The organism is Streptomyces sp. NPDC091416, from assembly GCF_044756845.1.
Taxonomy (GTDB): Bacteria; Actinomycetota; Actinomycetes; order Streptomycetales; family Streptomycetaceae; genus Streptomyces.
The window spans coordinates 789556-812533 of the sequence record NZ_JBIVTU010000002.1 but is presented as its reverse complement, the minus strand read 5'-3'; the positions used below and the strand labels follow the sequence as shown (position 1 = coordinate 812533).

Genomic DNA, 22978 nt, shown 5'->3' with positions numbered 1-22978 from the left:
AGACGGCCCTGACATGTCGGGTGACGTAACGGGCGGGAAATACGGGTGAACCGAGCCTGTCACGCTTCGTTGGCAGGCTCGGACCTCCGCACCATTGAGCAGCAGCGGGACGAGAGCCGGGTAGACCATATGCACGACGACGAACAGCACGGGCCCCTCGCGGGCTTCACGGTCGGTGTCACCGCCGCGCGCCGGGCGGAAGAGCTCTCCACTCTGCTGCGGCGGCGGGGCGCCACCGTGGTGCACGCGCCCGCCCTGCGGATCGTGCCGCTCGCCGACGACAGCGAACTGCTCGCCGCCACCAAGGAACTCATCGACACCGTCCCCGACGTGGTCCTCGCGACCACGGCGATCGGCTTCCGCGGCTGGATCGAGGCCGCCGACGGATGGGGCATCGGGGAACAGCTGCTGGACACCCTGCGCGGGGTCGAACTGCTGGCCCGCGGCCCCAAGGTCAAGGGCGCGGTCCGCGCCGCCGGGCTGACCGAGACCTGGTCACCGGCGTCCGAATCCATGGCGGAGGTGCTGGAACGGCTCCTGGAGGAGGGCGTCGAGGGCCGCCGCATCGCTCTCCAGCTGCACGGCGAACCCCTCCCCGGCTTCGTGGAGTCGCTGCGCGCGGCCGGCGGCGAGGTCGTCGGCGTCCCGGTCTACCGCTGGATGCCGCCCGACGACATCGCGCCCCTCGACCGGCTCCTCGACATCACCGTGGCACGCGGCCTGGACGCGCTCACCTTCACCAGCGCCCCGGCAGCGGTCTCCCTGCTCCGCAGGGCCGAGGAACGCGGCCTGCTGACCGAACTGACGGCCGCCCTCCGGAGCGACGTCCTCCCGGCCTGCGTCGGACCGGTCACCGCCCTCCCGTTGCAGGACCGCGGGATCGACACCGCCCAGCCCGAGCGCTTCCGGCTCGGCCCGCTCGTCCAGCTCATCTGCCGCGAACTTCCCTCCCGGGCGCGGATCCTGCCGGTCGCCGGGCACCGGGTCGAGATCCGCGGCCACGCCGTCCTGGTGGACGACGAACTGCGCGCCGTACCGCCCGCCGGCATGGCTCTGCTGCACACCCTGGCCCGCAGGCCCGGCTGGGTGGTGGCCCGCGCCGACTTGCTGCGCGCCCTGCCCGGCAGCGGCACGGACGAGCACGCGGTGGAGACGGCGATGGCGCGGCTGCGCACCGCGCTCGGGGTGCCCCGGCTGATCCAGACGGTCGTCAAGCGCGGCTACCGGCTGGCCCTGGACCCGGCGTCCGACGCCAAGTACGCGGACTCCTGAGGACGCTGCCCGCCATCGGGCCGGCGGTGACGGTGACGACGGCGGCGCCGGGTACGAGGCGGTTGAGGGCGGTGGCCGGCCGGGCGGGACCGCTGGTCGGCATGGCTCCGCATGAGCGCCGAGGCGCGCCGGGATACCGTGCGTGGATGATCGAGGAAGCGCACCGCGTCGACGGCGAGGTACACCTGCGGCCCGTGGTCCTGGCCGATGCGGGCCCTCTCGCCGAATCGCTGAGCCGCAGCCGCACCTACATGCGGCCCTGGGAACCCGTGCGGCCCGACGCCTTCTACACCGAGGACGGCCAGCGCGAACGGCTGGCCGTCGCGCTGGCGGACCGTGAGGCGGGGCGGGCCATGCCCTGGGTGCTCAGCGACGGGCAGGACCGGGCGGTCGGGGGGTTCACCCTCAACGGAATGGTGCTCGGGCCGTTCCGCAGCGCCGCCCTCGGCTACTGGGTGGACGTGGACTTCGCGGGGCGCGGGCTGGCCACCGCGGCCGTGCGGCTGGTCTGCGAACTGGCGAGGGAAGAGCTCGGGTTGCACCGGATCGAGGCGGCGACGCTGCCGCACAACGCGGCGTCGCAGCGCGTGCTCGCCCACTGCGGCTTCGAGCAGATCGGCCTGGCCCCGGGCTACCTCCACATCGACGGCGCATGGCGTGACCACCGGCTCTTCCAGCGCCTCCTGCACGACGGCCCGGTGACCGGGGTGTGAGGACGTACCGGCGTCGGCTTCCGGGTTCGGGGCTGAGGACGTCCCGGCGTCAGCGTCAGCGTCCGGGTTCGGGGCTGGGGGCGTCCCGGCGTCAGCGCCAGCGTCAGTGACCGGGTTCGAGGGCTGGGGCGTCCCGGCATCGGCGGCCGTCGGGGTCTGAAGGCGTCCCGGCCCGCGTCCGTGTCCGGGTCCGGAGTCGGCGTCCGGGGCAGTGTCGGCTTCCGGCTGAGGGCGCTCCGGCGTCAGCGACCCGGGTCCGGGGTCCGGGGTTCGGGGTCCGGGGCAGTGTCAGCGCCCGTGCCCCGAGAGCGCTCTGGGGCAGTGTCAGCGTCCGGGGCCGGCTGCCCGGCGCACGTGGCGGTGGCCCTCCCGCGGCCAAGGCGGGCGGGCGGGCAGTACCTCCGCGAAGCCGTACCCGGCCTTCTGCGCCACCCGGCACGACGCCGCGTTGTCCACCTGGTGCAGCAGGTCCAGCGTGACGAGCCCGTCGTCGGCGAACACCGTGAACGCCCAGTCCGTGAGCGCCTCCAGGGCCCTCGGGGCGACGCCGCGGCCCCGGGCGGGCGCCGCCGTCCAGTAGCCGACCTCGGCCGCCTCCGAGCCCGGCGCGGTGCGCACGAGGACGACGTTGCCGACCGGCCGCCCGCCGAACTCCGTGTCCACCACGGCGAAGCTGTGGCGGAGCCCGGACCCCCGGCCCTCCTCCTGGTCCCGCAGCCAGCGCTCCGCCGCCGCCTCGTCCTCCACCGGGGCGCGCGACCCCGCCCGGATCGCCGGGTCCCGGTACGCGTCCAGCAGGGACGGAAGGTCACCCGGCAGCCACGGGCGGAGCACCAGGGAACCGGACCGGAGGCGGGCGCTGCGCAGCTGGTCGCTCATCGGCCCATCGTATGTGGGGAGTTGTCGCGGTCCGCGCGCCAGGGGTTACGGCCGGGAGCCGCGCGGGGCACTCTGGTGGGGACGGCGACCGGACCCGGGGCGGGGGCATGCGCATGGCGACGCGCAAGGGCTCGTACGACTGGCGGTTCGACTCCGGACGGCTCTGCCTGGACCTGGTCGCGACGGGAGCCGGAAGCCCGGGCACCGCCGATCCGCTGGACCGGTGCGAGGGGCTTGCCGACTGGCTGGTGGCCGCCGGGGCCGTACCCCGGGGCACCCGGCTCGACGGCGTGGACGACCAGTGGCTCATGCGGTTCCGGCAGCTGAGGAGCGCCGTCGACCGGCTGCTGACCGCGCAGCTCGGCGGCCGGGGAGCCGACGGCGCACTGGAGCGCGTCAACGCGCTCGCCGCCGGCGCACCGCCCGGCCTGTGCGCCGTGCGCGCCGGGAACGGCGCCCTGGTACGCGGCCTGAGCGCCGAACCCGGCTGCGGCGCGCTGCTGGCCGCCGTGGCGCGGGACGCCGTGGAACTCCTCACCGATCCGGCCGCCCTGGCCGGACTGCGCCGCTGCGAGGGCGACCACTGCCGCCGCGTCTACCTGGACACCTCGCGCGGCCGGCGCCGCCGCTGGTGCTCCAGCGAGGTCTGCGGCAACCGCGAACGGGTCGCCCGGCACCGCAGGCGCCACACCGGGCCACCGGGTCCCTCCGCGGACAGCCCCCGGGCGTAAAGAATCTTGGACGCGCGTTGAGCGGATCGCCCCGCATCCCCGTATCGATGGCCAAGGAGCTCGACAGGTCTCGACCGGGAGGTTCGGGTGCGCAAGGATGCGGCCGTGGCCGATGACCGTCCGCACAGGGCCCGGCATCGTAGTGGGCCGCCCCCGTCATCCTCCGCCGTCCCCGACGAGGAGCTGATGCGGGCGCTCTACCGCGAACACGCCGGGCCGCTGCTCGCGTACGTACTCCGCCTCGTTGCCGGCGACCGCCAGCGTGCCGAGGACGTGGTGCAGGAAACGCTCATCCGTGCCTGGAAGAACGCCGGTTCGCTCAACAGGGCCACCGGTTCCGTCAGGCCCTGGCTGGTGACGGTCGCCCGGCGCATCGTCATCGATGGCCACCGCAGCCGGCAGGCCCGGCCGCACGAGGTCGACCCGTCGCCACTGGAGGTCATTCCCGCGGAGGACGAGATCGACAAGGCGCTGTGGCTGATGACGCTCTCCGACGCGCTCGACGATTTGACCCCGGCCCACCGGGAAGCCTTGGTCGAGACCTACTTCAAGGGCCGTACGGTCACCGAGGCGGCCGAGGTGCTCGGTATTCCCAGTGGCACGGTGCGGTCCCGGGTCTTCTACGCACTGCGCTCGATGAAACTGGCACTCGAAGAGAGGGGGATCACGGCATGAGCGACCAGGAATGGGAGCCCTTCGGGCCCCGGCCGTCCGGTCCCTCCGGCCCCGCGGGGCCTCTCGCGGGCCCGTCCGGTCCCTCCCGGCCCGCCGGGCCCTTCGCCGCCGCCGGCGGCCCCGTGGACGAGTCGGGACACGACGCGGCGGGCGCCTACGTCCTCGGCATCCTCGACGACGCCGAGACCGCCGCCTTCGAGGCGCATCTGGCCCGGTGCGACCGCTGCGCCGCCCACCTCGACGAGTTCGCCGGCCTGGAGCCCATGCTCGCGCTGCTCGCCGAGTCCCCGGCCGCCGTGCCCGGCGCCCGTCCCGTCCCGCACGTCCCGGCGCCGCCCGCGCCCCGGGTGCTCGACACCCTGGTCGACGAGGTCGCCGTGAGGCGCGCCCGGCGCACGCGGCGCGCAAGGTACCTGGTGGCGGCGGCAGCGGCACTGATCATCGGCGGCCCGGTGGTCGCGTTGACGGCCACCGGCGGCCACACCGGCGGCGTGGCGGCGGCCGACCCGCACCCCACGAGCCCCGCCGAGGACGCCTTCTTCCACCACATGAAGGAGAAGGCGCGGGCCACCGACCCCGTCACCGCCGTCGACGCCACGGTCGGCCTGGAGCCGAAGGCCTGGGGCACCCACACCGTGCTGGAGCTGAAGAACGTGAAGGGCCCGCAGAAGTGCCGGCTGATCGCCGTGTCGAAGACCGGCGAGGAGGAGGTCGTCACCTCCTGGTCCGTACCGAAGTGGGGCTACGGCATCGCGGACTCCGGCCACCCCAGTGCCCGGTACCCGCTCTACGTGCACGGCGGGGCGGCCATGGACCGGGCCGACATCGACCACTTCGAGGTCCGTACGTTCGACGGCGAACGGCTGGTGAGCGTCGGCGTCTGAAAGAGGTCCGCGGGGCCACCGACACGCAATCGATATCCCGGCGCGCGAGATCGATGCCTGCGGCAGGTGCGCGACGGCCCCCCTTCGCATAGGGTTGACGGCTGCCCAATGCACGTCAGAAGGGGGCCTCGGTGGCCGCGCAGGATGCCGCTGTCGATTCGTTGCGGGACCGGGAAATCGGTGTCGAGCAGGAACATCTCGACCGTGTTTACCACCGCCTCGAGGAGAAGATCCACGAGGCGGAATTTCTCATGAGTGACGCCGTCAAGCGCGGCCAGGTGGGTACACCGGGAGCGCTCGCCGAACGCGACGCCCAGGTGTTCCGTGCCGGAATCCATCTCAACCGGCTGAACAGCGAGTTCGAGGACTTCCTCTTCGGAAGGATCGACCTGCTGCTCGGCAAGGACGGTGAACGCGGCCCGGACGGCGCGTTCACCTCCGTCGAACCGGCCGACGACGCCGTACGGGAGGACAGCACCGCCGATATCGCCGAGACGCTGCACATCGGCCGGATCGGGGTCCTCGACTCCGACTACGCGCCGCTGGTCATCGACTGGCGCGCCCCGGCCGCCGCACCGTTCTACCGCTCGACGCCCAAGGAGCCGGGCCGGGTCGTACGCCGCCGGGTGATCCGCTCCAAGGGCCGCCGGGTCCTCGGGGTCGAGGACGACCTGATGCGGCCCGAGCTGACCGCGTACCTCGGCGGCGACACGCTCCCCGTCATCGGGGACGGCGCCCTGATGGCGGCGCTCGGACAGGCCCGCAGCCACACGATGCGGGACATCGTCTCCTCCATCCAGGCCGAGCAGGACCTGGTGATCCGGGCGCCCGCCGCCTCGGTCACCGAGGTCTCCGGCGGTCCCGGCACCGGCAAGACCGCGGTCGCCCTGCACCGGGCCGCGTACCTGCTCTACCAGGACCGGCGGCGCTACGCGGGCGGCATCCTCGTCGTGTCGCCGACGCCGCTGCTGGTCGCGTACACCGAGGGCGTGCTGCCCTCGCTCGGCGAGGAGGGCCAGGTCGCGATCCGCGCGGTCGGCTCGCTCTCCGACGAGGCGGCCGGCACCGAGGGCGCCACCACCTACGACGAACCGGCCGTGGCGCGCATCAAGGGCTCCTCCCGGATGCTCCACGTGCTGCGCAAGGCGGCCCGCGGGGCGCTGGAACAGCCCGCGCCCCGTCCTGCCCCGGCGCAGGACGGCCAGCTGGCCTTCGGAGAGGCGGAACAAGCCCCTCAGGAGGCCGGTACCCCCACCCGGCTCAGGGTGGTCGCCTTCGGCGCCCGGGTCGAACTGCACGAGGACGAGCTCCGGCGCATCCGCAACAACGTGCTCAGCGGCACCGCACCGGTCAACCTGCTGCGCCCGCGCGCCCGCAAGCTGCTGCTCGACGCGCTGTGGAACAGGTCGTCGGGCCGGGGCCGCTACACCGATCAGGAGCTGGCGGCCGAACTGCGTTCGTCGTTCGACGAGGACGTCTCCACCGAGACGCCGTTCATCGAGTTCCTGAACGCCTGGTGGCCCGAGCTCACCCCGCGCGGGGTACTCGCGTCCATGGCCGACGAGAAGCGGCTCGCCCGGTGGGCGCGCCGCACCCTCAACCAGGGCGAGGTGCGCCGGCTCGCGCGCTCCCTGAAGCGTCTGGACGCGGAGGGCCGGGGGCCGCTGTCGGTCCACGACGTGGCGATCCTGGACGAGCTCCAGACGCTGCTCGGGACGCCGCACCGGCCCAAGCGCAAGCGCGAGTTCGATCCGCTGGACCAGCTCACCGGTCTGGAGGAGCTGATGCCGCAGCGCGAGGAGACCCAGTGGGAGCGGGCCGAGCGGCTCGCGGCGGAGCGCACGGAGTACGCGCACGTCATCGTCGACGAGGCGCAGGACCTCACGCCGATGCAGTGGCGGATGGTCGGCCGCCGCGGCCGGCACGCCACCTGGACGATCGTCGGGGACCCGGCGCAGTCCTCCTGGTCCGATCCGGACGAGGCGTCGGCCGCCCGTGACGAGGCGCTGGGCAGCCGCCCGCGCCGCAACTTCACGCTGACCGTCAACTACCGCAACCCGGCGGAGATCGCCGAGCTCGCCGCCAAGGTCCTGGCGCTGGCCATGCCGGGCATGGAGTCCCCGGCCGCGGTCCGCTCCACGGGCGTGGAGCCGCGCTTCCGGACCGTGCAGGACGGCGATCTGGCCGGGACCGTGCGCGAGGAGGCGCGGCGGCTGCTCGGCGAGGTGGACGGCACGGTCGGTGTGGTCGTCGCGATGAACCGGCGGGCGCAGGCCCGTGGCTGGCTCGCGGAACTCGGCGAGCGTGTGGTGGCGCTCGGCAGCCTGGAGGCGAAGGGCCTGGAGTACGACGCCACGGTGGTCGTCTCGCCCGCGGAGATCGCGGACGAGTCCCCGGCGGGGCTGCGGGTGCTGTACGTGGCGCTGACGCGGGCGACCCAGCAGCTCACGGTCGTCTCGGGGGAGCGGGACCTGCCGGACGAGGACGGGGTGCCGGACCTGCTCAGGGACTGACGGGACCGGCGCGGGAGCCTCTTTTCGGTCAACCTGCGCCGAGGGAATCACTTCCCCGGGGTCTTTGTTAGCCTGGAGTCGGCACCGGCTCGATCCAAGCCCCCGGGCCCAACCTTCGTCGCTACGAGCGACCACTTGCCGCGAGGCGAGCATGGCGGGTCGGTGCCGCTCAACTGAAGAAGACAGACCCGCGTCACCCTCCGGTGGCGCGGGTCTGTTTCTGTTTACGGGCCCGGCGGGGGTTCCACTGGACCCGCCATATCTCGTATGGTGGAAAACTCTTTCCGAAGAGTGGCAGTCATTACCGGCTACTCGCCGGTAGGTGCGAATATCGGAAGGCGTGTTCCGGAGCGAGAGTTCCGGCCACGCGTAGCAATGAAGCTAAGGAAAGCGAAGGACTCGGCCATGGCAACGGCGCCCAGCGTCTCGTACTCGATGACGGTCAGGCTGGAGGTGCCCGCGAGCGGCACAGCGGTCTCCCAGCTCACCACGGCCGTGGAGTCCTCCGGCGGTTCGGTCACCGGCCTCGACGTGACCGCTTCCGGCCACGACAAGCTGCGGATCGACGTCACGATCGCCGCTTCCTCCACGTCGCACGCGGACGAGATCGTCGAAGGTCTGCGGGACATCGAGGGTGTCATCCTCGGCAAGGTCTCCGACCGTACGTTCCTGATGCACCTCGGCGGCAAGATCGAGATGGCCTCGAAGCATCCCATCCGCAACCGTGACGACCTCTCGATGATCTACACCCCCGGTGTGGCCCGGGTCTGCATGGCGATCGCCGAGAACCCTGAGGACGCCCGGCGCCTCACCATCAAGCGCAACTCCGTCGCAGTCGTGACGGACGGCTCCGCGGTGCTCGGCCTCGGCAACATCGGCCCGATGGCCGCCCTGCCCGTCATGGAGGGCAAGGCGGCGCTCTTCAAGCGCTTCGCGGGCATCGACGCCTGGCCGATCTGCCTGGACACCCAGGACACCGACGCGATCGTCGAGATCGTCAAGGCGATCGCCCCCGGCTTCGCGGGCATCAACCTGGAGGACATCTCCGCGCCGCGCTGCTTCGAGATCGAGGCCCGGCTGCGCGAGGCGCTCGACATCCCCGTCTTCCACGACGACCAGCACGGCACCGCCATCGTCGTCCTGGCCTCCCTGACCAACGCCCTGCGCGTGGTGGGCAAGGCGATCGGGGACGTACGGGTCGTCATGTCCGGCGCCGGAGCGGCCGGCACGGCCATCCTGAAGCTGCTCATCGCCGCGGGCGTCAAGCACGCCGTCGTCGCCGACATCCACGGTGTGGTGCACGCCGGCCGCGAGGACCTGGTCTCCGCCGACGCCGACTCGCCGCTGCGCTGGATCGCCGACAACACCAACCCGGAGTCCGTCACCGGCACCCTCAAGCAGGCGGTCGTGGGCGCCGACGTCTTCATCGGCGTCTCCGCCCCGAACGTCCTGGACGGCGACGACGTCGCGGGCATGGCCGAGGGCGCGATCGTGTTCGCGCTTGCGAACCCGGACCCCGAGGTGGACCCGGCGATCGCGCGCCGGACGGCGGCCGTCGTGGCCACCGGCCGCTCCGACTTCCCCAACCAGATCAACAACGTCCTGGTCTTCCCGGGCGTCTTCCGCGGCCTGCTGGACGCTCAGTCCCGGACCGTCAACACGGAGATGATGCTCGCCGCCGCCCGCGCGCTGGCCGATGTCGTCGCCGAGGACGAGGTGAACGCGAACTACATCATCCCGTCAGTCTTCAACGACAAGGTCGCCGGAGCGGTCGCGGGAGCGGTCCGGGACGCCGCGAAGGCCGCCGGCTCGGCTGTGACGGGCCCCACGTCCATCTGATGTGCGGCGCGTCGCGGGTCGCGGCGCCCCAAACGCCCCTTTAGGGTGGGCGGGCGACGCGTCCCGCGGAACCCCGCATCAGGTGCGGACCGCTTTTGGGGAGTCGACGGAACGTCACCACGACGAGGCAGTGGTGCCTTTCGTGTGACTCCGGAGGGTGCCGGATTGGCTTTCCCGCCGCAGGTGGGGGCAGGATGCTTTCCCAAGGACTTCGTCCGGGGGAGACCCCACGGGGCGCGAACGTCTAAAAACGGACCCGGTCCGGGGACTGTCCGAGGGCCCTGGCAGCATCGGCTTCGATCTCACGCCTCACAGGCAAGAAGAACACGGGAGTAACAACATGAACCGCAGTGAGCTGGTGGCCGCCCTGGCCGACCGCGCCGAGGTGACTCGCAAGGACGCCGACGCCGTGCTGGCCGCGCTCGCCGAGACCGTCGGTGAGATCGTCGCCAAGGGCGACGAGAAGGTCACCATCCCCGGTTTCCTGACCTTCGAGCGCACCCACCGTGCCGCTCGCACCGCTCGTAACCCGCAGACCGGCGACCCGATCAACATCCCGGCCGGCTACAGCGTGAAGGTCTCCGCGGGCTCGAAGCTCAAGGAAGCCGCCAAGGGCAAGTAACACCCCTGAGCACGACGAAGGGCGGTCACCCCGACCAGGGTGGCCGCCCTTCGGCGTACGGGCCGCAGAACGCCGTTCCGGGCCCGCAGGCGCTTCCCGGGGACCGTGGGCCCCCGGGAAGCGAGCCGCGTCAGACCAGTGAGCCGCCCGGCAGCTCCACCTTCGCGCCGAGCTTCTCCAGCTTCTCCATGAAGTTCTCGTAGCCGCGGTTGATCAGGTCGATCCCGTGCACCCGGGACGTCCCCTGGGCCGCCAGGGCGGCGATCAGGTACGAGAAACCGCCGCGCAGGTCAGGGATGACCAGATCCGCGCCCTGCAGCTTCGTCGGCCCGGACACGACCGCGGAGTGCAGGAAGTTGCGCTGGCCGAAGCGGCAGTCGGAGCCGCCCAGGCACTCGCGGTAGAGCTGGATGTGCGCGCCCATCTGGTTCAGCGCCGAGGTGAAGCCGAGCCGGGACTCGTACACCGTCTCGTGGACGATCGACAGGCCCGCGGCCTGCGTCAGCGCCACGACCAGCGGCTGCTGCCAGTCGGTCTGGAAACCGGGGTGCACGTCCGTCTCCAGCGCGATGGCGTTCAGCGCGCCGCCAGGGTGCCAGAAGCGGATGCCCTCGTCGTCGATCTCGAAGGCCCCGCCGACCCGGCGGAAGGTGTTCAGGAACGTCATCATCGAGCGCTGCTGGGCGCCGCGGACGTAGATGTTGCCCTCGGTCGCCAGCGCGGCGGACGCCCAGGAGGCGGCCTCCAGGCGGTCCGGGAGCGCCCGGTGGGTGTATCCGTCGAGGCGGTCGACACCGGTGATCCGGATGGTCCGGTCGGTGTCCATGGAGATGATCGCGCCCATCTTCTGCAGTACGCAGATGAGGTCCTCGATCTCCGGCTCCACGGCCGCGTTCGACAGCTCGGTGACACCCTCGGCGAGCACCGCGGTCAGCAGGACCTGCTCGGTGGAGCCGACCGACGGGTACGGCAGCCGGATCTTGGTGCCGCGCAGCCGCTGCGGGGCCTCCAGGTACTGGCCGTCCGCCCGCTTCTCGATCGTCGCGCCGAACTGGCGGAGCACGTCGAAGTGGAAGTCGATCGGCCGTCCGCCGATGTCGCAGCCGCCGAGACCCGGGATGAACGCGTGGCCCAGCCGGTGCAGCAGCGGACCGCAGAAGAGGATCGGGATGCGCGACGAGCCCGCGTGGGCGTCGATGTCGGCGACGTTCGCACTCTCGACGTGGGTGGGGTCGAGGACCAGCTCGCCCGGTTCGTCACCCGGACGGACCGTCACACCGTGCAGCTGCAGCAGCCCGCGCACCACCCGCACATCGCGGATGTCGGGCACGTTGCGCAGCCGGCTGGGCCCGCTGCCGAGCAGCGCGGCGACCATTGCCTTCGGCACCAGGTTCTTGGCGCCTCGGACGCGGATCTCGCCCTCCAGCGGGGTTCCGCCGTGGACAAGCAGGACATCGTCTGTGCCGGTCATGAATCTCGCGTTCCGGAGTGGTCGGGCAGGGGGCCAATCGAAAGGGTAATGGCCAGACACCCTCCTTCAGTAAGAGAGCGGGGGGTGTACGAACGTCATGAATCCGCCACAACACGCTGTGCTCCCCGGATCTTGCGGAGGGTTACCGTCCGGATGGCCCGTCCCGTCGTGCGCTCCTCGTGCACCCGTGCGCCCTGAGCTGCGCTCGGGCACTCTGCGCGATGAGCGGGCTACTTGGCCCCCGCGAGGACCGAAGATGCGGGATCATTTCTGCCATGACCGAGGTGTCCTCGCTCACAGGGCGGCTGCTCGTGGCCACACCCGCCCTGGCGGACCCGAATTTCGACCGCGCGGTGGTGCTGCTCCTCGACCACGACGAGGAGGGCTCGCTCGGCGTGGTCCTGAACCGCCCGACGCCGGTCGGCGTCGGCGACATCCTCGCGTCCTGGGCGGAACTGACCGGAGAACCCGACGTCGTCTTCCAGGGCGGCCCGGTCTCGCTGGACTCGGCGCTCGGGGTGGCGGTGATCCCCGGCGACGAGGGCCCGCTGGGATGGCGCCGGGTGTACGGGGCGATCGGCCTGGTGGACCTGGAGACGCCTCCGGAGCTGCTGGCCGCCGCCCTCGGCTCGCTGCGGATCTTCGCCGGTTACGCGGGCTGGGGACCCGGCCAGCTGGAGGCGGAACTGTCCGAGGGCGCCTGGTACGTCGTCGAGTCGGAACCCGGCGACGTCTCCTCGCCCCGTCCGGAAAGTCTCTGGCGGGCGGTCCTGCGCCGTCAGCGCAGCGAACTGGCCATGATCGCCACCTATCCGGACGACCCTTCGCTGAACTGATGCCCGGGCTTTCAGTACGCTTGGCGGTTATGAGCACTCTTGAGCCCGAGCGCGGGTCAGGCACCGGAACCCTCGTGGAGCCGACACCACAGGTGTCGAACGGCGACGGCGACCACGAGCGCTACGCCCATTACGTCCAGAAGGACAAGATCATGGCGAGTGCCCTGGAGGGCACCCCCGTGGTAGCGCTGTGCGGCAAGGTCTGGGTACCGGGGCGCGACCCCAAGAAGTACCCGGTCTGCCCCATGTGCAAGGAGATCTACGAGTCCATGGGCGCCGGCGGCGACAAGGACAAGGGCAAGGGCGGCAAGGACAAGAAGTAGTCCCGGAGCCACCACGGAACAGCCCGGAGGAGCCCCCGGGGCACGCAGTCGCGTGCCCCGGGGGCTCCTCTTCGTGTGCGGCGCGGCTCTTCTCCGTGGGGACCGCCGGCGTTGCACGGGCTGCGTCCGAGGGTCACAGAGTGGTGGAGACCACTTGTCGGCGTCCTGGTCCGGACCTACGCTCCTGCGAGTTGTGCAGAACGAAACGCGCGTTGCGTATGTTGCAACGCCTACCGGTAGGGGTTCCCGGATGAAGCTTTCTGCCCGAATCGCCGTCCCGGCCGCGGCGCTTGTGCTGGCCGGCCTGACCGTCACCGCCTGCGGTGCGCCGCAGACCTCGGACACCGGCACCAAGAAGGACGAGAAGACCGGCACGCTGCGCGTCTGGCTGTTCCAGGAGGTCGGCAACAAGCCCAAGGAGAAGGTCGTCGACGCCGCGGTCGCCGGCTTCAGGAAGAGCCACACGGACGCGAAGGTCGAGATCGAGTACATCCCGGTCGAGACCCGCGCCCAGCGCGTCAAGGCCGCGTTCAACGACCCGAAGAGCGCCCCCGACCTCATCGAGTACGGCAACACGGACACCGCCGGCTACGTCAAGGACGGCGGACTGGCCGATGTGAGCGCGGAGTTCGCCGCCTGGGACGACGCCCGGGACACCGACCCCACGGCCAAGGAGTCCGTGACCGTCGACGGCAAGGTCTACGGGGCGCCGCTCTTCGTCGGCGTACGGGCGCTGTACTACCGCACCGACGTCTTCGCCGAGCTGGGGATCAAGGCCCCCAGGTCCCAGGCCGAGCTGATCTCCACGGCGAAGACGATCCACCGGAAGAAGCCGGAGCTGTACGGGCTCGCGGTCGGCGGCGCGTACACCTACGGCGCGATGCCGTTCATCTGGGCCAACGGCGGCGAACTGGCCGACGGGAGCGGGTCCGCGGTCAAGGCGGCCATCAACAGCGACAAGGCCCGCAAGGGCATCGAGTCCTACACCTCGCTCTTCGGCGACACCAACTGCCCGGCCGCCAAGTGCGCGGGCATGGGCGGCAACGCGACCGTCACCGCCTTCGCCTCGGGCAAGGCCGCGATGGCCATCGGCGGCGACTTCAGCCACACCGCCGTCGAGGCCGGCACGGTGAAGGGCAAGTACGCCGTCGTCCCACTGCCCGGGCTCGCCGAAGGGTCCGTCGCACCGGCGTTCGCGGGCGGGAACAACATCGGCGTGCTGAAGAGCAGTACGCACCGCACCCTGGCCGTCGGCCTGATGAAGGCACTCACCGGCAAGGAGACCCAGGCGAAGATGTTCGACGCGATGGGCTTCCTGCCGACGTACGCGGACGTGCGGGCCGACGCGGCGAAGCGGGAGCCGTTCGTCGAACCGTTCGTCACCACGCTGGGCGCGGGCACCAAGTTCGTCCCCGCCTCCCCGGCCTGGGGACAGATCGACTCCTCGCTGGTCCTGCCGACGATGTTCCAGGAGATCGTCAGCGGCCGTAAGGACGTGGCGAAGGCCTCGGACGACGCGGCGAAGAAGATGGACGCGGCGTTCGCCGACGCGGGCTGACGATGACGGCCAACAGCACGGCGTACAAAGCGCCCCCCGTACCCGGCACGGACGGTCCCCCTCCCCGCCCGCTCCGCCGCCGCCCGGCCTCACCCGCCGGGCGGCCGGGCTGGACCCCCTGGCTCTACCTGCTGCCCGCACTCGTCCTGACCGGCGGGCTGCTGGTCTACCCGATCTACCAACTGGGCCTGATCTCCTTCCTGGAGTACACCCAGGCCCAGGTCAGCGGCGGCGAGCCCGCCACCTTCCAGGGCTTCGGCAACTACGCCGCGCTCTTCGGCGACCGCCAGTTCTGGCAGGTGCTCCTGGCCACCGTGGTCTTCGCCGCGGCCTGCGTGCTGGCCACCCTGCTCACGGGCTGCGCGCTCGCCGTCCTGCTGACCCGGGTCCGGGCCGTGCCCCGGCTCGCGCTGATGATGGCCGCGCTCGGTGCGTGGGCGACCCCCGCGATCACCGGCTCGACCGTCTGGGTCTTCCTCTTCGACGCCGACTTCGGACCGGTCAACCGGGTGCTGGGGCTCGGCGACTTCTCCTGGACGTACGGGCGCTACAGCGCCTTCGCGCTGGTGCTCCTCGAAGTCCTGTGGTGCTCGTTCCCGTTCGTCATGGTGACGGTGTACGCGGGCATCCGGGCGATCCCCGCCGAGGTGCTGGAGGCGGCCGCGCTGGACGGTGCCTCGCAGTGGCGGATCTGGCGGTCGGTCATGGCGCCGATGCTGCGGCCGATCCTGGTCGTCGTCACCATCCAGTCGGTCATCTGGGACTTCAAGGTCTTCACCCAGATCTACGTGATGACGGGCGGCGGCGGCATCGCCGGCCAGAACCTGGTGCTCAACGTGTACGCGTACCAGAAGGCGTTCGCGTCCTCGCAGTACAGCCTCGGCTCGGCCATCGGCGTCGTGATGCTGCTGATCCTGCTGGCCGTCACGCTCGTCTACCTGCGCCTGATGCGCCGCCAGGGGGAGGAACTGTGAGCCTGCCGAACGTGCTGCGGGTGCGCAGGCCCGGACGGCTCGCCGCCGAGGCCGCCACCCTGCTGATCGCCGCCGTCGTCGCCTTCCCGCTGTACTGGATGGTGCTCTCGGCCCTCAAACCGGCCGGCGAGGTCCAGTCCGCGCACCCCAGGCCGTGGACGCTCTCCCCGTCCCTGGACTCCTTCCGCCGGGTCTTCCAGCAGGAGGACTTCGGGCGCTACTTCCTCAACAGCCTGCTCGTCGCCGGTACGGTCGTCGTCGCTTCCGCGCTGGTGGCCTTCCTGGCGGCGACGGCGGTCACCCGGTTCAGATTCCGCTTCCGGACCACGCTGCTGATCATGTTCCTGATCGCGCAGATGGTCCCGGTCGAGGCGCTGACCATCCCGCTGTTCTTCCTGATGCGGGACTTCGGCCAGCTGAACACCCTCGGCTCGCTGATCCTGCCGCATCTGGCCTTCTCGCTGCCGTTCGCGATCTGGATGCTGCGCGGCTTCGTCAAGGCCGTCCCCGAGGCGCTGGAGGAGGCCGCGTACATCGACGGGGCGAGCCGCACCCGCTTCCTGTGGCAGATCCTCTTCCCGCTGGTCCTCCCCGGACTGGTGGCGACGAGCGTCTTCTCGTTCATCTCCACCTGGAACGACTTCCTGTTCGCGAAGTCGTTCCTGATCAGCGACACCTCGCAGTCGACGCTGCCGATGGCGCTGCTGGTCTTCTTCAAACCCGATGAGAACGACTGGGGCGGGATCATGGCAGCCTCGACGGTGATGACCGTTCCCGTGCTGGTCTTCTTCGTACTCGTACAGCGACGCCTGGTCTCGGGACTGGGCGGAGCGGTTAAGGACTGACGTCATGAACACGGATCTGATCCCGGCGCCCGTGCGCGCCGGTGACCAGGGGCGCTGCGGATTCCTGCTGGACGCGTCCACCACCATCACGGCGGCTCCCGGCACCGAGTCCACCGAGCGCTGGCTGCGCACCACGCTCGGCGCCGCCTTCGGCCTGCCGCTCGCACCGGGCGGCGAGGATGCCGAGGGGTCCATCCGGCTGCTGACCGATCCGGCGCTGGAGCCCGAGGCGTACCGGCTGACCACGCTGCCCGGCAACATCGTCGCGCTCACCGGCGGTGGCCCGGCCGGGGTCTTCTGGGGTGCCCAGACACTGCGCCAGCTGCTGGGGCCGCGGGCGTTCCGCAAGGCGCCGGCGGACGGGGGAACGGCCGCCTTCGGCTTCACGGACATCGAGGACCGCCCCCGCTTCGGCTGGCGCGGTCTGATGCTCGACGTGGCCCGGCACTTCATGCCCAAGACCGACGTCCTGCGCTACCTCGACCTGCTCGCCGCCCACAAGCTGAACGTCTTCCACTTCCACCTCACCGACGACCAGGGCTGGCGCGTCGAGATCAAGCGCTACCCGCGCCTGACCGAGGTGGGCGCGTGGCGTTCGCGTACGAAGTACGGCCACCGGGCGTCCGAGCTCTGGGACGAGACCCCGCACGGTGGTTACTACACCCAGGACGACATCCGCGAGATCGTGGCGTACGCCGCCGAGCGGCACATCAGGGTCGTCCCCGAGATCGACATCCCGGGGCACTCGCAGGCCGCCATCAGCGCCTATCCGGAGCTGGGCAACGCCGACGTCGTCGACACCGCCGCGCTGTCCGTGTGGGACACCTGGGGCGTCAATCCGAACGTGCTCGCACCCTCCGACCACACCCTGCGCTTCTTCGAGGGCGTCTTCGAGGAACTGCTGGAGCTCTTCCCCGCGGACATCTCGCCGTTCGTCCACGTCGGTGGCGACGAGTGCCCGAAGGACCAGTGGAAGCAGTCGCCGGCCGCCCGGGCCCGCATCGAGGAACTCGGGCTGGCCGACGAGGACGAGCTGCAGTCCTGGTTCATCCGGCACTTCGACAACTGGCTCACCGCGCGCGGCCGGCGGCTCATCGGCTGGGACGAGATCCTGGAGGGCGGTCTGGCCGAGGGTGCGGCCGTCTCCTCGTGGCGCGGGTACGCGGGCGGCATCGCCGCCGCCGAGGCCGGGCACGACGTGGTGATGTGCCCGGAGCAGCAGGTGTATCTGGACCACCGTCAGCACGGCGGCCCCGACGAGCCGATGCCGATCGGGTACGTCCGCACGCTGGAGGACGTCTACCGCTTCGAACCCGTACCGCCGGCCCTCTCCGAGGAGGCGGCCCGGCACGTGCTCGGCACCCAGGCCAACGTGTGGACCGAGGTCATGCAGAACCGGGCCCGTGTCGACTACCAGGTCTTCCCCCGCCTCGCGGCGTTCGCCGAGGTGGCCTGGTCGGCCCTGCCCGCCCCCGCCGACCGGGACTTCGCGGACTTCGAGCGCCGCATGTCCACGCACTACGCGCGACTTGACGCGCTCGGCGTCGACTACCGGCCGCCGGGCGGCCCGTTGCCGTGGCAGCGGCGCCCCGGGATCCTCGGACGGCCGATCGAGGGAACACCCCCGAACGTGTGAGTCCGGACGCGGTCCGGTTGCCGCCACCACGGTCCCGGGGACCGTGGTGGCGGCGCCGTCCGCGGCGGGTGATCTCCCCGGAGGAGCCGTCGGGGAGCCGCCACCCGCCGGACCGGACAAGTCGTACAAGCGCGTGGAACAGGGGTAATTCGCGTTCTGCGCCGAAGAGGTGCGAAAAGGGACCATTCCCCTGACCGGGGACGGATATACCCTTCGTGGACCCTCGCGTCGAGCCGGTCCGAAGATGTGCCAGAGTTGCCACGTCCGGGCTTTGAGCACGTACCGTACGGCGAAACAGGCGGGACAGCCGGGACACCGGGAAGGGGCAGCTGGGTTGACCACGCACGCACCGCAGGCGACGCAGTCCGTCACGCTGCCTGCCTCGCTGGACGAGGCCGTGGCGGCACTCGGCGCCATGCCCACGGCCGTACCCGTGGCAGGCGGTACGGACCTGATGGCGGCCGTCAACAAGGGGCTCCTGCGCCCCTCCGCGCTGGTCGGCCTCGGCAGGATCAGCGAGCTCCGCGGCTGGCACTACCAGGACGGCCACGCCCTGCTGGGCGCCGGTCTCACCCACGCACGCATGGGACGGCCCGACTTCGCCGCCCTCATCCCCGCGCTCGCCGCGTCCGCGCGCGCGGCCGGCCCGCCCCAGATCCGCAACGCCGGAACGCTCGGCGGCAACATCGCGACCGCCGCCCCGACCGGCGACGCCCTGCCGGTGCTCGCCGCCCTGGAGGCCGAGCTCGTCATCGCGGGCCCCGGCGGCGCACGCCGCGAGATCCCGGTCTCGCACCTGCTGGCGGGCCGCGAGATGCTGGAGCCCGCCGAGCTGATCGGCTTCGTCCGCGTCCCGCTGCTGCACGCCCCGCAGGTCTTCCTCAAGGCGACCGGACGGACCGGCCCCGGCCGTGCCACCGCCTCCGTCGCGATCGTGCTCGACCCGGCCCGGCGCGGAGTGCGCTGCGCGGTCGGCGCCATCGCGCCGATGCCGCTGCGGCCGCTGGAGGCCGAACGCTGGATCGCCTCGCTGATCGACTGGGACGGCGAACGCGGCCTGGCCCCCGACGCGCTGGCCGCCTTCGGCGAGTACGTCGCCGCGGCCTGCATCCCGGACCAGGCACCACCTGCCGACGGGGGCCAGGCGCCACCGCTGCCCCCCGCCGTACTGCACCTGCGGCGCACCGTCGCCGCGCTGGCCCGACGCGCGCTGGGGAGGGCACTGTCATGAGCAACGAGGACCACGCCGACCGGCACGGCGGCTGGGAACCGACCCCGCAGAGCGGTGAGTACGACGCCGAGGCGACCGCCTTCGTCCATCTGCCGCCCGAGGACCTGGCGAACGTACCGCTGGCCGCGCCCGGCCAGGGCTACGTGCCGCCGATGATCCTTCCGCTGACCCCCGCGCCCGGCCTCGACCCGGCGGCCACCGGCAGCTGGGTCGTCCAGACGCCGAACCAGGAGCACCCACAGGACCAGCAGGAGCAGCACGGCCGGGAGCCCGGCACGGAGCCCGCGCCCGCCGCGGTGCACTGGCCGGACCCGAACCAGCAGCAGGCGGCTTACGGATACCCGCAGCCCGGCCCGCAGGCGGCTCAGGAGTACCCGGACCGGGCCTACCCGGACCAGTACCCCGGCGCCCAGGCAGCCACCGGCCAGTGGGACTTCGCCGAGTCCGGCGGTTCCGCCGGGGCGGCCGGTCACACCGGACAGTGGACGATCCCGGTCGCCGACGGCGAGCTCCCGGAGGAGTCCGGCGAGTTCTCGGCCTCCGCGCTGGCCGCCGGCTGGTACGCGGACCGGACCCCGCCGGCCACGCTGCCGGGCGGTGCGCCCGCGCCGTGGGCGGCACAGGAGCCGGAGCCCGTCACCAGGGACACCCCGGCGCTGGGAACGGACCTCGGCGCGCTGCCGGAGCCCGCCCCCGAAGCGCCGGCCGACGACCCGGCCGACGAGTCCGGCCCGGACCAGGCCGCCGACGGCAGCGAGGCCGGTTCCCCGGCCGCTCCGGACGCTACGCCCGAGCCCGAGCCCGAGGACGCACGGCAGACCGGCCCTGAGCAGACCGGCCCTGAGCAGACCGGCCCGGAGCAGCCCGGGGCGGCCGCCCCGGACGCGGCTCCGGACGAAGCGGTGGCCGACGCCACGGGCGTGGACGACCCGGCCCTGGACGACCCGGCCCTGGAGGGTGCGGCCCCGGACGACGTGGTCGCGGACGCCCCGCCCGCCCCCGTGCCCGACCTGCCCAGCGAGCACCCCGCCACGTCCTACGTCCTGCATGTGAACGGCGCCGACCGGCCCGTCGCCGACGCCTGGATCGGCGAGTCGCTGCTCTACGTGCTGCGCGAGCGCCTCGGCCTCGCCGGTGCCAAGGACGGCTGCTCGCAGGGCGAGTGCGGTGCCTGCAACGTCCAGGTGGACGGCCGTCTCGTCGCCTCCTGCCTGGTCCCCGCGGCCACCGCGGCGGGCAGCGAGGTCCGTACGGTCGAGGGCCTGGCCGTCGACGGCGAGCCGTCCGACGTCCAGCGCGCCCTGGCCGGATGCGGCGCCGTCCAGTGCGGCTTCTGCATCCCCGGCATGGCCATGACCGTCCACGATCTGCTGGAGGGCAACCACGCCCCCAGCGAGCTGGAGACCCGCCAGGCGCTCTGCGGCAACCTCTGCCGCTGCTCCGGCTACCGCGGCGTGCTCGACGCCGTCAACGAAGTCATCGCGGGCCGGGAGGCCGCCTCCGAGGCGGCATCGGCACCCGCGCAGGAAACCGCCGAGGCGGACGAGGCCCGCATCCCGCACCAGGCGGCGCCGGGCGCGGGTAGTGTGCAGGCCCATCTGCAGGACGGAGGCATGGCGTGAGCAACGACGCGGCCACCGCGGCGGGCGCCACCCACACGGCGATCAGCATCCCGTCACTGGACGGCCCGGGCGGCCCCGGAACCGAGCAGCCGCTGCTCGGCCTCGGCGCCTCCCTGCCGCCCGCCGACGCCCGCGCCAAGACCGAGGGCACGTTCCCGTACGCCGCCGATCTGTGGGCCGAGGGTCTGCTCTGGGCGGCCGTGCTCCGCTCCCCGCACCCGCACGCCCGCATCCTGTCCATCGACACCTCGGCCGCCGCCGAGATGCCCGGTGTGCGCGCGGTCGTCACCCACGAGGACGTCCCCGGCGACAGCGCCTACGGCCGCCGCGTCGTCGACCGCCCCGTCTTCGCGTCCGACCTGGTCCGCCACCACGGCGAACCGATCGCCGCCGTCGCCGCCGACCACCCGGACACCGCCCGGCTGGCCGCCGCCGCGATCACCGTCGAGTACGAGGTCCTGGAACCGGTCACCGACCCGGAGAAGGCCTTTGCCGCCGAGCCGCTGCACCCCGACGGCAACCTGATCCGCCACATCCCGCTGCGCTACGGCGACCCGGAGATCACCGGCGACATCGTCGTCGAGGGCCTGTACCGCATCGGCCGGCAGGACCCGGCACCCATCGGCGCCGAGGCCGGACTCGCCGTGCCCCGCCCCGACGGCGGCGTGGAGATCTACACCGCGTCCACCGACCCGCACACCGACCGGGACCTGGCCGCCGCCTGTTTCGGCCTGGAACCGGACCGGGTGAAGGTCGTCGTCACCGGGGTGCCCGGCGCCACCGGCGACCGCGAGGACCCCGGATTCCAGCTCCCGCTCGGCCTGCTCGCCCTGCGCACCGGCTGCCCGGTCAAGCTGGCCGCCACCCGCGAGGAGTCCTTCCTCGGCCACGCGCACCGCCACCCCACGCTGCTCCGCTACCGCCACCACGCGGACGCCGAGGGCCGCCTGGTCAAGGTCGAGGCCCAGATCCTCCTGGACGCGGGCGCCTACGCGGACGCGTCGTCGGAGTCCCTGGCCGCCGCGGTGGCCTTCGCCTGCGGCCCGTACGTCGTGCCGCATGCCTTCATCGAGGGCTGGGCCGTCCGGACGAACAACCCGCCCTCCGGCCATGTCCGGGGCGAGGGCGCGATGCAGGTCTGTGCCGCGTACGAGGGCCAGATGGACAAGCTCGCGGCCAAGCTCGGGATCGAACCGGCCGAACTGCGGATGCGCAACGTCCTGTCCACCGGCGACATCCTGCCCACCGGACAGACGGTCACCTGCCCCGCCCCGGTCGCGGAACTCCTGCGTTCCGTACGGGACTTCCCGCTGCCCTCGCTGCCCAAGGACTCCCCGGAGGACGACTGGCTGCTGCCCGGCGGACCCGAGGGCGCGGGCGAACCCGGCGCCGTGCGGCGCGGGGTCGGCTACGCACTGGGCATGGTCCACATGCTCGGCGCCGAGGGCACGGACGAGGTCTCCACCGCCACCGTCCGGGTCCACGACGGCGTCGCCACCGTCATCTGCGCCGCGGTCGAGACGGGACAGGGCTTCACCACGCTGGCCCGTCAGGTCGTGCAGGAGACGCTCGGCATCGAGGAAGTGCACGTCGCGTCCGTCGACACCGACCAGCCCCCGGCCGGTCCGGCGACGCACGGCCGCCACACCTGGGTCTCCGCCGGAGCGGTCGAACGCGCGGCGAAGATGGTCCGCACCCAGCTGCTCCAGCCGCTGGCCCACAAGTTCGGCATGTCCACCGAGCTGCTCCAGATCGCCGACGGCAAGATCACCAGCTACGACGGGGTGCTCTCCACCACCGTCACGGAGGCGATGGACGGCAAGGAACTCTGGGCCACCGCCCAGTGCCGCCCCCACCCCACCGAACCGCTCGACGAGTCCGGCCAGGGCGACGCCTTCGTCGGCCTCGCGTTCTGCGCGATCCGCGCGGTCGTGGACGTCGACATCGAGCTCGGCTCGATCAGGGTCGTGGAGATGGCGGTCGCCCAGGACGTCGGCCGGGTCCTCAACCCGTCCCAGCTGGCGACCCGGATCGAGGCGGGCGTCACGCAGGGCATCGGGGCCGCTCTGACGGAGAACCTCCGCAGCGCCCGCGGACTCGTCCGCCACCCCGACCTGACGGGCTACGCCCTGCCCACGGCCCTGGACGCCCCGGACATCCGCATCGTCAGACTCGTCGAGGAACGCGACGTGGTGGCCCCCTTCGGCGCCAAGCCCGCCTCCGCGGTCCCGGTCGTGACCTCGCCGGCCGCGGTGGCCGCGGCGGTCCGCTCGGCCACCGGCCGCCCGGTCAACCGCCTCCCGATCAGACCGCAGGCCGCCGTCGCCGCGCCCAAGTCCTGATCCCGGCCCCGG

Annotated in this window: 19 protein-coding genes; 17 read left to right on the top strand and 2 right to left on the bottom strand. The window is 72.3% G+C overall.

All coding sequences use genetic code 11. The annotated features are described in order from the left end of the window. The first annotated feature begins 129 nt into the window (after positions 1 to 129). Positions 130 to 1272, top strand: a complete 1143-nt coding sequence (locus tag ACIQMX_RS10515; RefSeq protein ID WP_363068098.1) for a uroporphyrinogen-III synthase — start codon at positions 130 to 132, stop codon at positions 1270 to 1272. 146 nt (positions 1273 to 1418) lie between these two features. Beyond that, entirely contained in the window at positions 1419 to 1985 is a 567-nt protein-coding gene (locus ACIQMX_RS10510; protein WP_363068100.1) for a GNAT family protein, read from the top strand. A gap of 324 nt (positions 1986 to 2309) precedes the next feature. Here ACIQMX_RS10510 and ACIQMX_RS10505 read toward each other — a convergent pair whose 3' ends face one another. Then, positions 2310 to 2864, bottom strand: a complete 555-nt coding sequence (locus tag ACIQMX_RS10505; protein ID WP_402476366.1) for a GNAT family N-acetyltransferase — start codon at positions 2862 to 2864, stop codon at positions 2310 to 2312. A gap of 113 nt (positions 2865 to 2977) precedes the next feature. Between ACIQMX_RS10505 and ACIQMX_RS10500 the strand changes: the two genes are divergently transcribed. From ACIQMX_RS10500 to ACIQMX_RS10475, 6 genes are all read left to right on the top strand, one after another. Next, entirely contained in the window at positions 2978 to 3595 is a 618-nt protein-coding gene (locus ACIQMX_RS10500) for an ABATE domain-containing protein (RefSeq protein ID WP_363068104.1), read from the top strand. 87 nt (positions 3596 to 3682) lie between these two features. Continuing rightward, positions 3683 to 4270 carry a sigma-70 family RNA polymerase sigma factor gene (locus tag ACIQMX_RS10495; protein WP_363068106.1) on the top strand — a complete coding sequence of 196 codons (588 nt, stop codon included), beginning with the start codon at positions 3683 to 3685 and terminating at the stop codon, positions 4268 to 4270. Continuing rightward, positions 4267 to 5154, top strand: a complete 888-nt coding sequence (locus ACIQMX_RS10490; protein WP_363068108.1) for a zf-HC2 domain-containing protein — start codon at positions 4267 to 4269, stop codon at positions 5152 to 5154. Before ACIQMX_RS10495 ends, ACIQMX_RS10490 begins: the two co-directional genes overlap by 4 nt. Positions 5155 to 5285: 131 nt before the next feature. Beyond that, complete coding sequence (locus tag ACIQMX_RS10485) at positions 5286 to 7667, top strand: HelD family protein (RefSeq protein WP_402476362.1); 2382 nt, start codon at positions 5286 to 5288, stop codon at positions 7665 to 7667. A 405-nt stretch (positions 7668 to 8072) separates the two neighbouring features. Then, a complete protein-coding gene (locus tag ACIQMX_RS10480) occupies positions 8073 to 9506 on the top strand; it encodes an NAD-dependent malic enzyme (protein WP_363068112.1) in 1434 nt (477 codons plus the stop codon). A gap of 340 nt (positions 9507 to 9846) precedes the next feature. Further along, positions 9847 to 10128 (top strand): HU family DNA-binding protein, encoded by a 282-nt coding sequence (locus ACIQMX_RS10475; protein ID WP_003968811.1) that lies wholly within the window; start codon positions 9847 to 9849, stop codon positions 10126 to 10128. 130 nt (positions 10129 to 10258) lie between these two features. On the opposite strand, the gene murA is transcribed toward ACIQMX_RS10475, so the two are convergent. Continuing rightward, positions 10259 to 11599 carry a UDP-N-acetylglucosamine 1-carboxyvinyltransferase gene (gene murA / locus ACIQMX_RS10470; protein WP_363068114.1) on the bottom strand — a complete coding sequence of 447 codons (1341 nt, stop codon included), beginning with the start codon at positions 11597 to 11599 and terminating at the stop codon, positions 10259 to 10261. A gap of 275 nt (positions 11600 to 11874) precedes the next feature. Between murA and ACIQMX_RS10465 the strand changes: the two genes are divergently transcribed. The 9 genes from ACIQMX_RS10465 to ACIQMX_RS10425 all read left to right on the top strand — a co-directional run bounded on the left by ACIQMX_RS10465 (position 11875) and on the right by ACIQMX_RS10425 (position 22966). Next, positions 11875 to 12435: a YqgE/AlgH family protein gene (locus tag ACIQMX_RS10465; protein WP_148018923.1), complete on the top strand. Its 561-nt coding sequence runs from the start codon at positions 11875 to 11877 to the stop codon at positions 12433 to 12435. A gap of 29 nt (positions 12436 to 12464) precedes the next feature. Next, complete coding sequence (locus ACIQMX_RS10460; RefSeq protein ID WP_148018922.1) at positions 12465 to 12758, top strand: DUF3039 domain-containing protein; 294 nt, start codon at positions 12465 to 12467, stop codon at positions 12756 to 12758. A 250-nt stretch (positions 12759 to 13008) separates the two neighbouring features. Then, on the top strand, positions 13009 to 14316 hold the full coding sequence (locus ACIQMX_RS10455; protein WP_402476357.1) for an extracellular solute-binding protein: 1308 nt from the start codon (positions 13009 to 13011) through the stop codon (positions 14314 to 14316). Between the two features lie 2 nt (positions 14317 to 14318). Then, on the top strand, positions 14319 to 15290 hold the full coding sequence (locus tag ACIQMX_RS10450; protein WP_402476354.1) for a carbohydrate ABC transporter permease: 972 nt from the start codon (positions 14319 to 14321) through the stop codon (positions 15288 to 15290). Continuing rightward, the gene (locus ACIQMX_RS10445) at positions 15287 to 16135 is read left to right on the top strand and encodes a carbohydrate ABC transporter permease (RefSeq protein WP_363068120.1); all 849 of its coding nucleotides are present in this window, start codon (positions 15287 to 15289) and stop codon (positions 16133 to 16135) included. The genes ACIQMX_RS10450 and ACIQMX_RS10445 overlap by 4 nt, the downstream gene beginning before the upstream one ends. A gap of 4 nt (positions 16136 to 16139) precedes the next feature. Next, the gene (locus ACIQMX_RS10440; protein ID WP_402476350.1) at positions 16140 to 17771 is read left to right on the top strand and encodes a beta-N-acetylhexosaminidase; all 1632 of its coding nucleotides are present in this window, start codon (positions 16140 to 16142) and stop codon (positions 17769 to 17771) included. A 334-nt stretch (positions 17772 to 18105) separates the two neighbouring features. Further along, entirely contained in the window at positions 18106 to 19002 is an 897-nt protein-coding gene (locus ACIQMX_RS10435; protein ID WP_363068124.1) for an FAD binding domain-containing protein, read from the top strand. Then, complete coding sequence (locus ACIQMX_RS10430; RefSeq protein ID WP_402476347.1) at positions 18999 to 20624, top strand: 2Fe-2S iron-sulfur cluster-binding protein; 1626 nt, start codon at positions 18999 to 19001, stop codon at positions 20622 to 20624. The genes ACIQMX_RS10435 and ACIQMX_RS10430 overlap by 4 nt, the downstream gene beginning before the upstream one ends. Then, a complete protein-coding gene (locus ACIQMX_RS10425) occupies positions 20621 to 22966 on the top strand; it encodes a molybdopterin cofactor-binding domain-containing protein (protein ID WP_363068128.1) in 2346 nt (781 codons plus the stop codon). Before ACIQMX_RS10430 ends, ACIQMX_RS10425 begins: the two co-directional genes overlap by 4 nt. Positions 22967 to 22978: the final 12 nt, after the last annotated feature.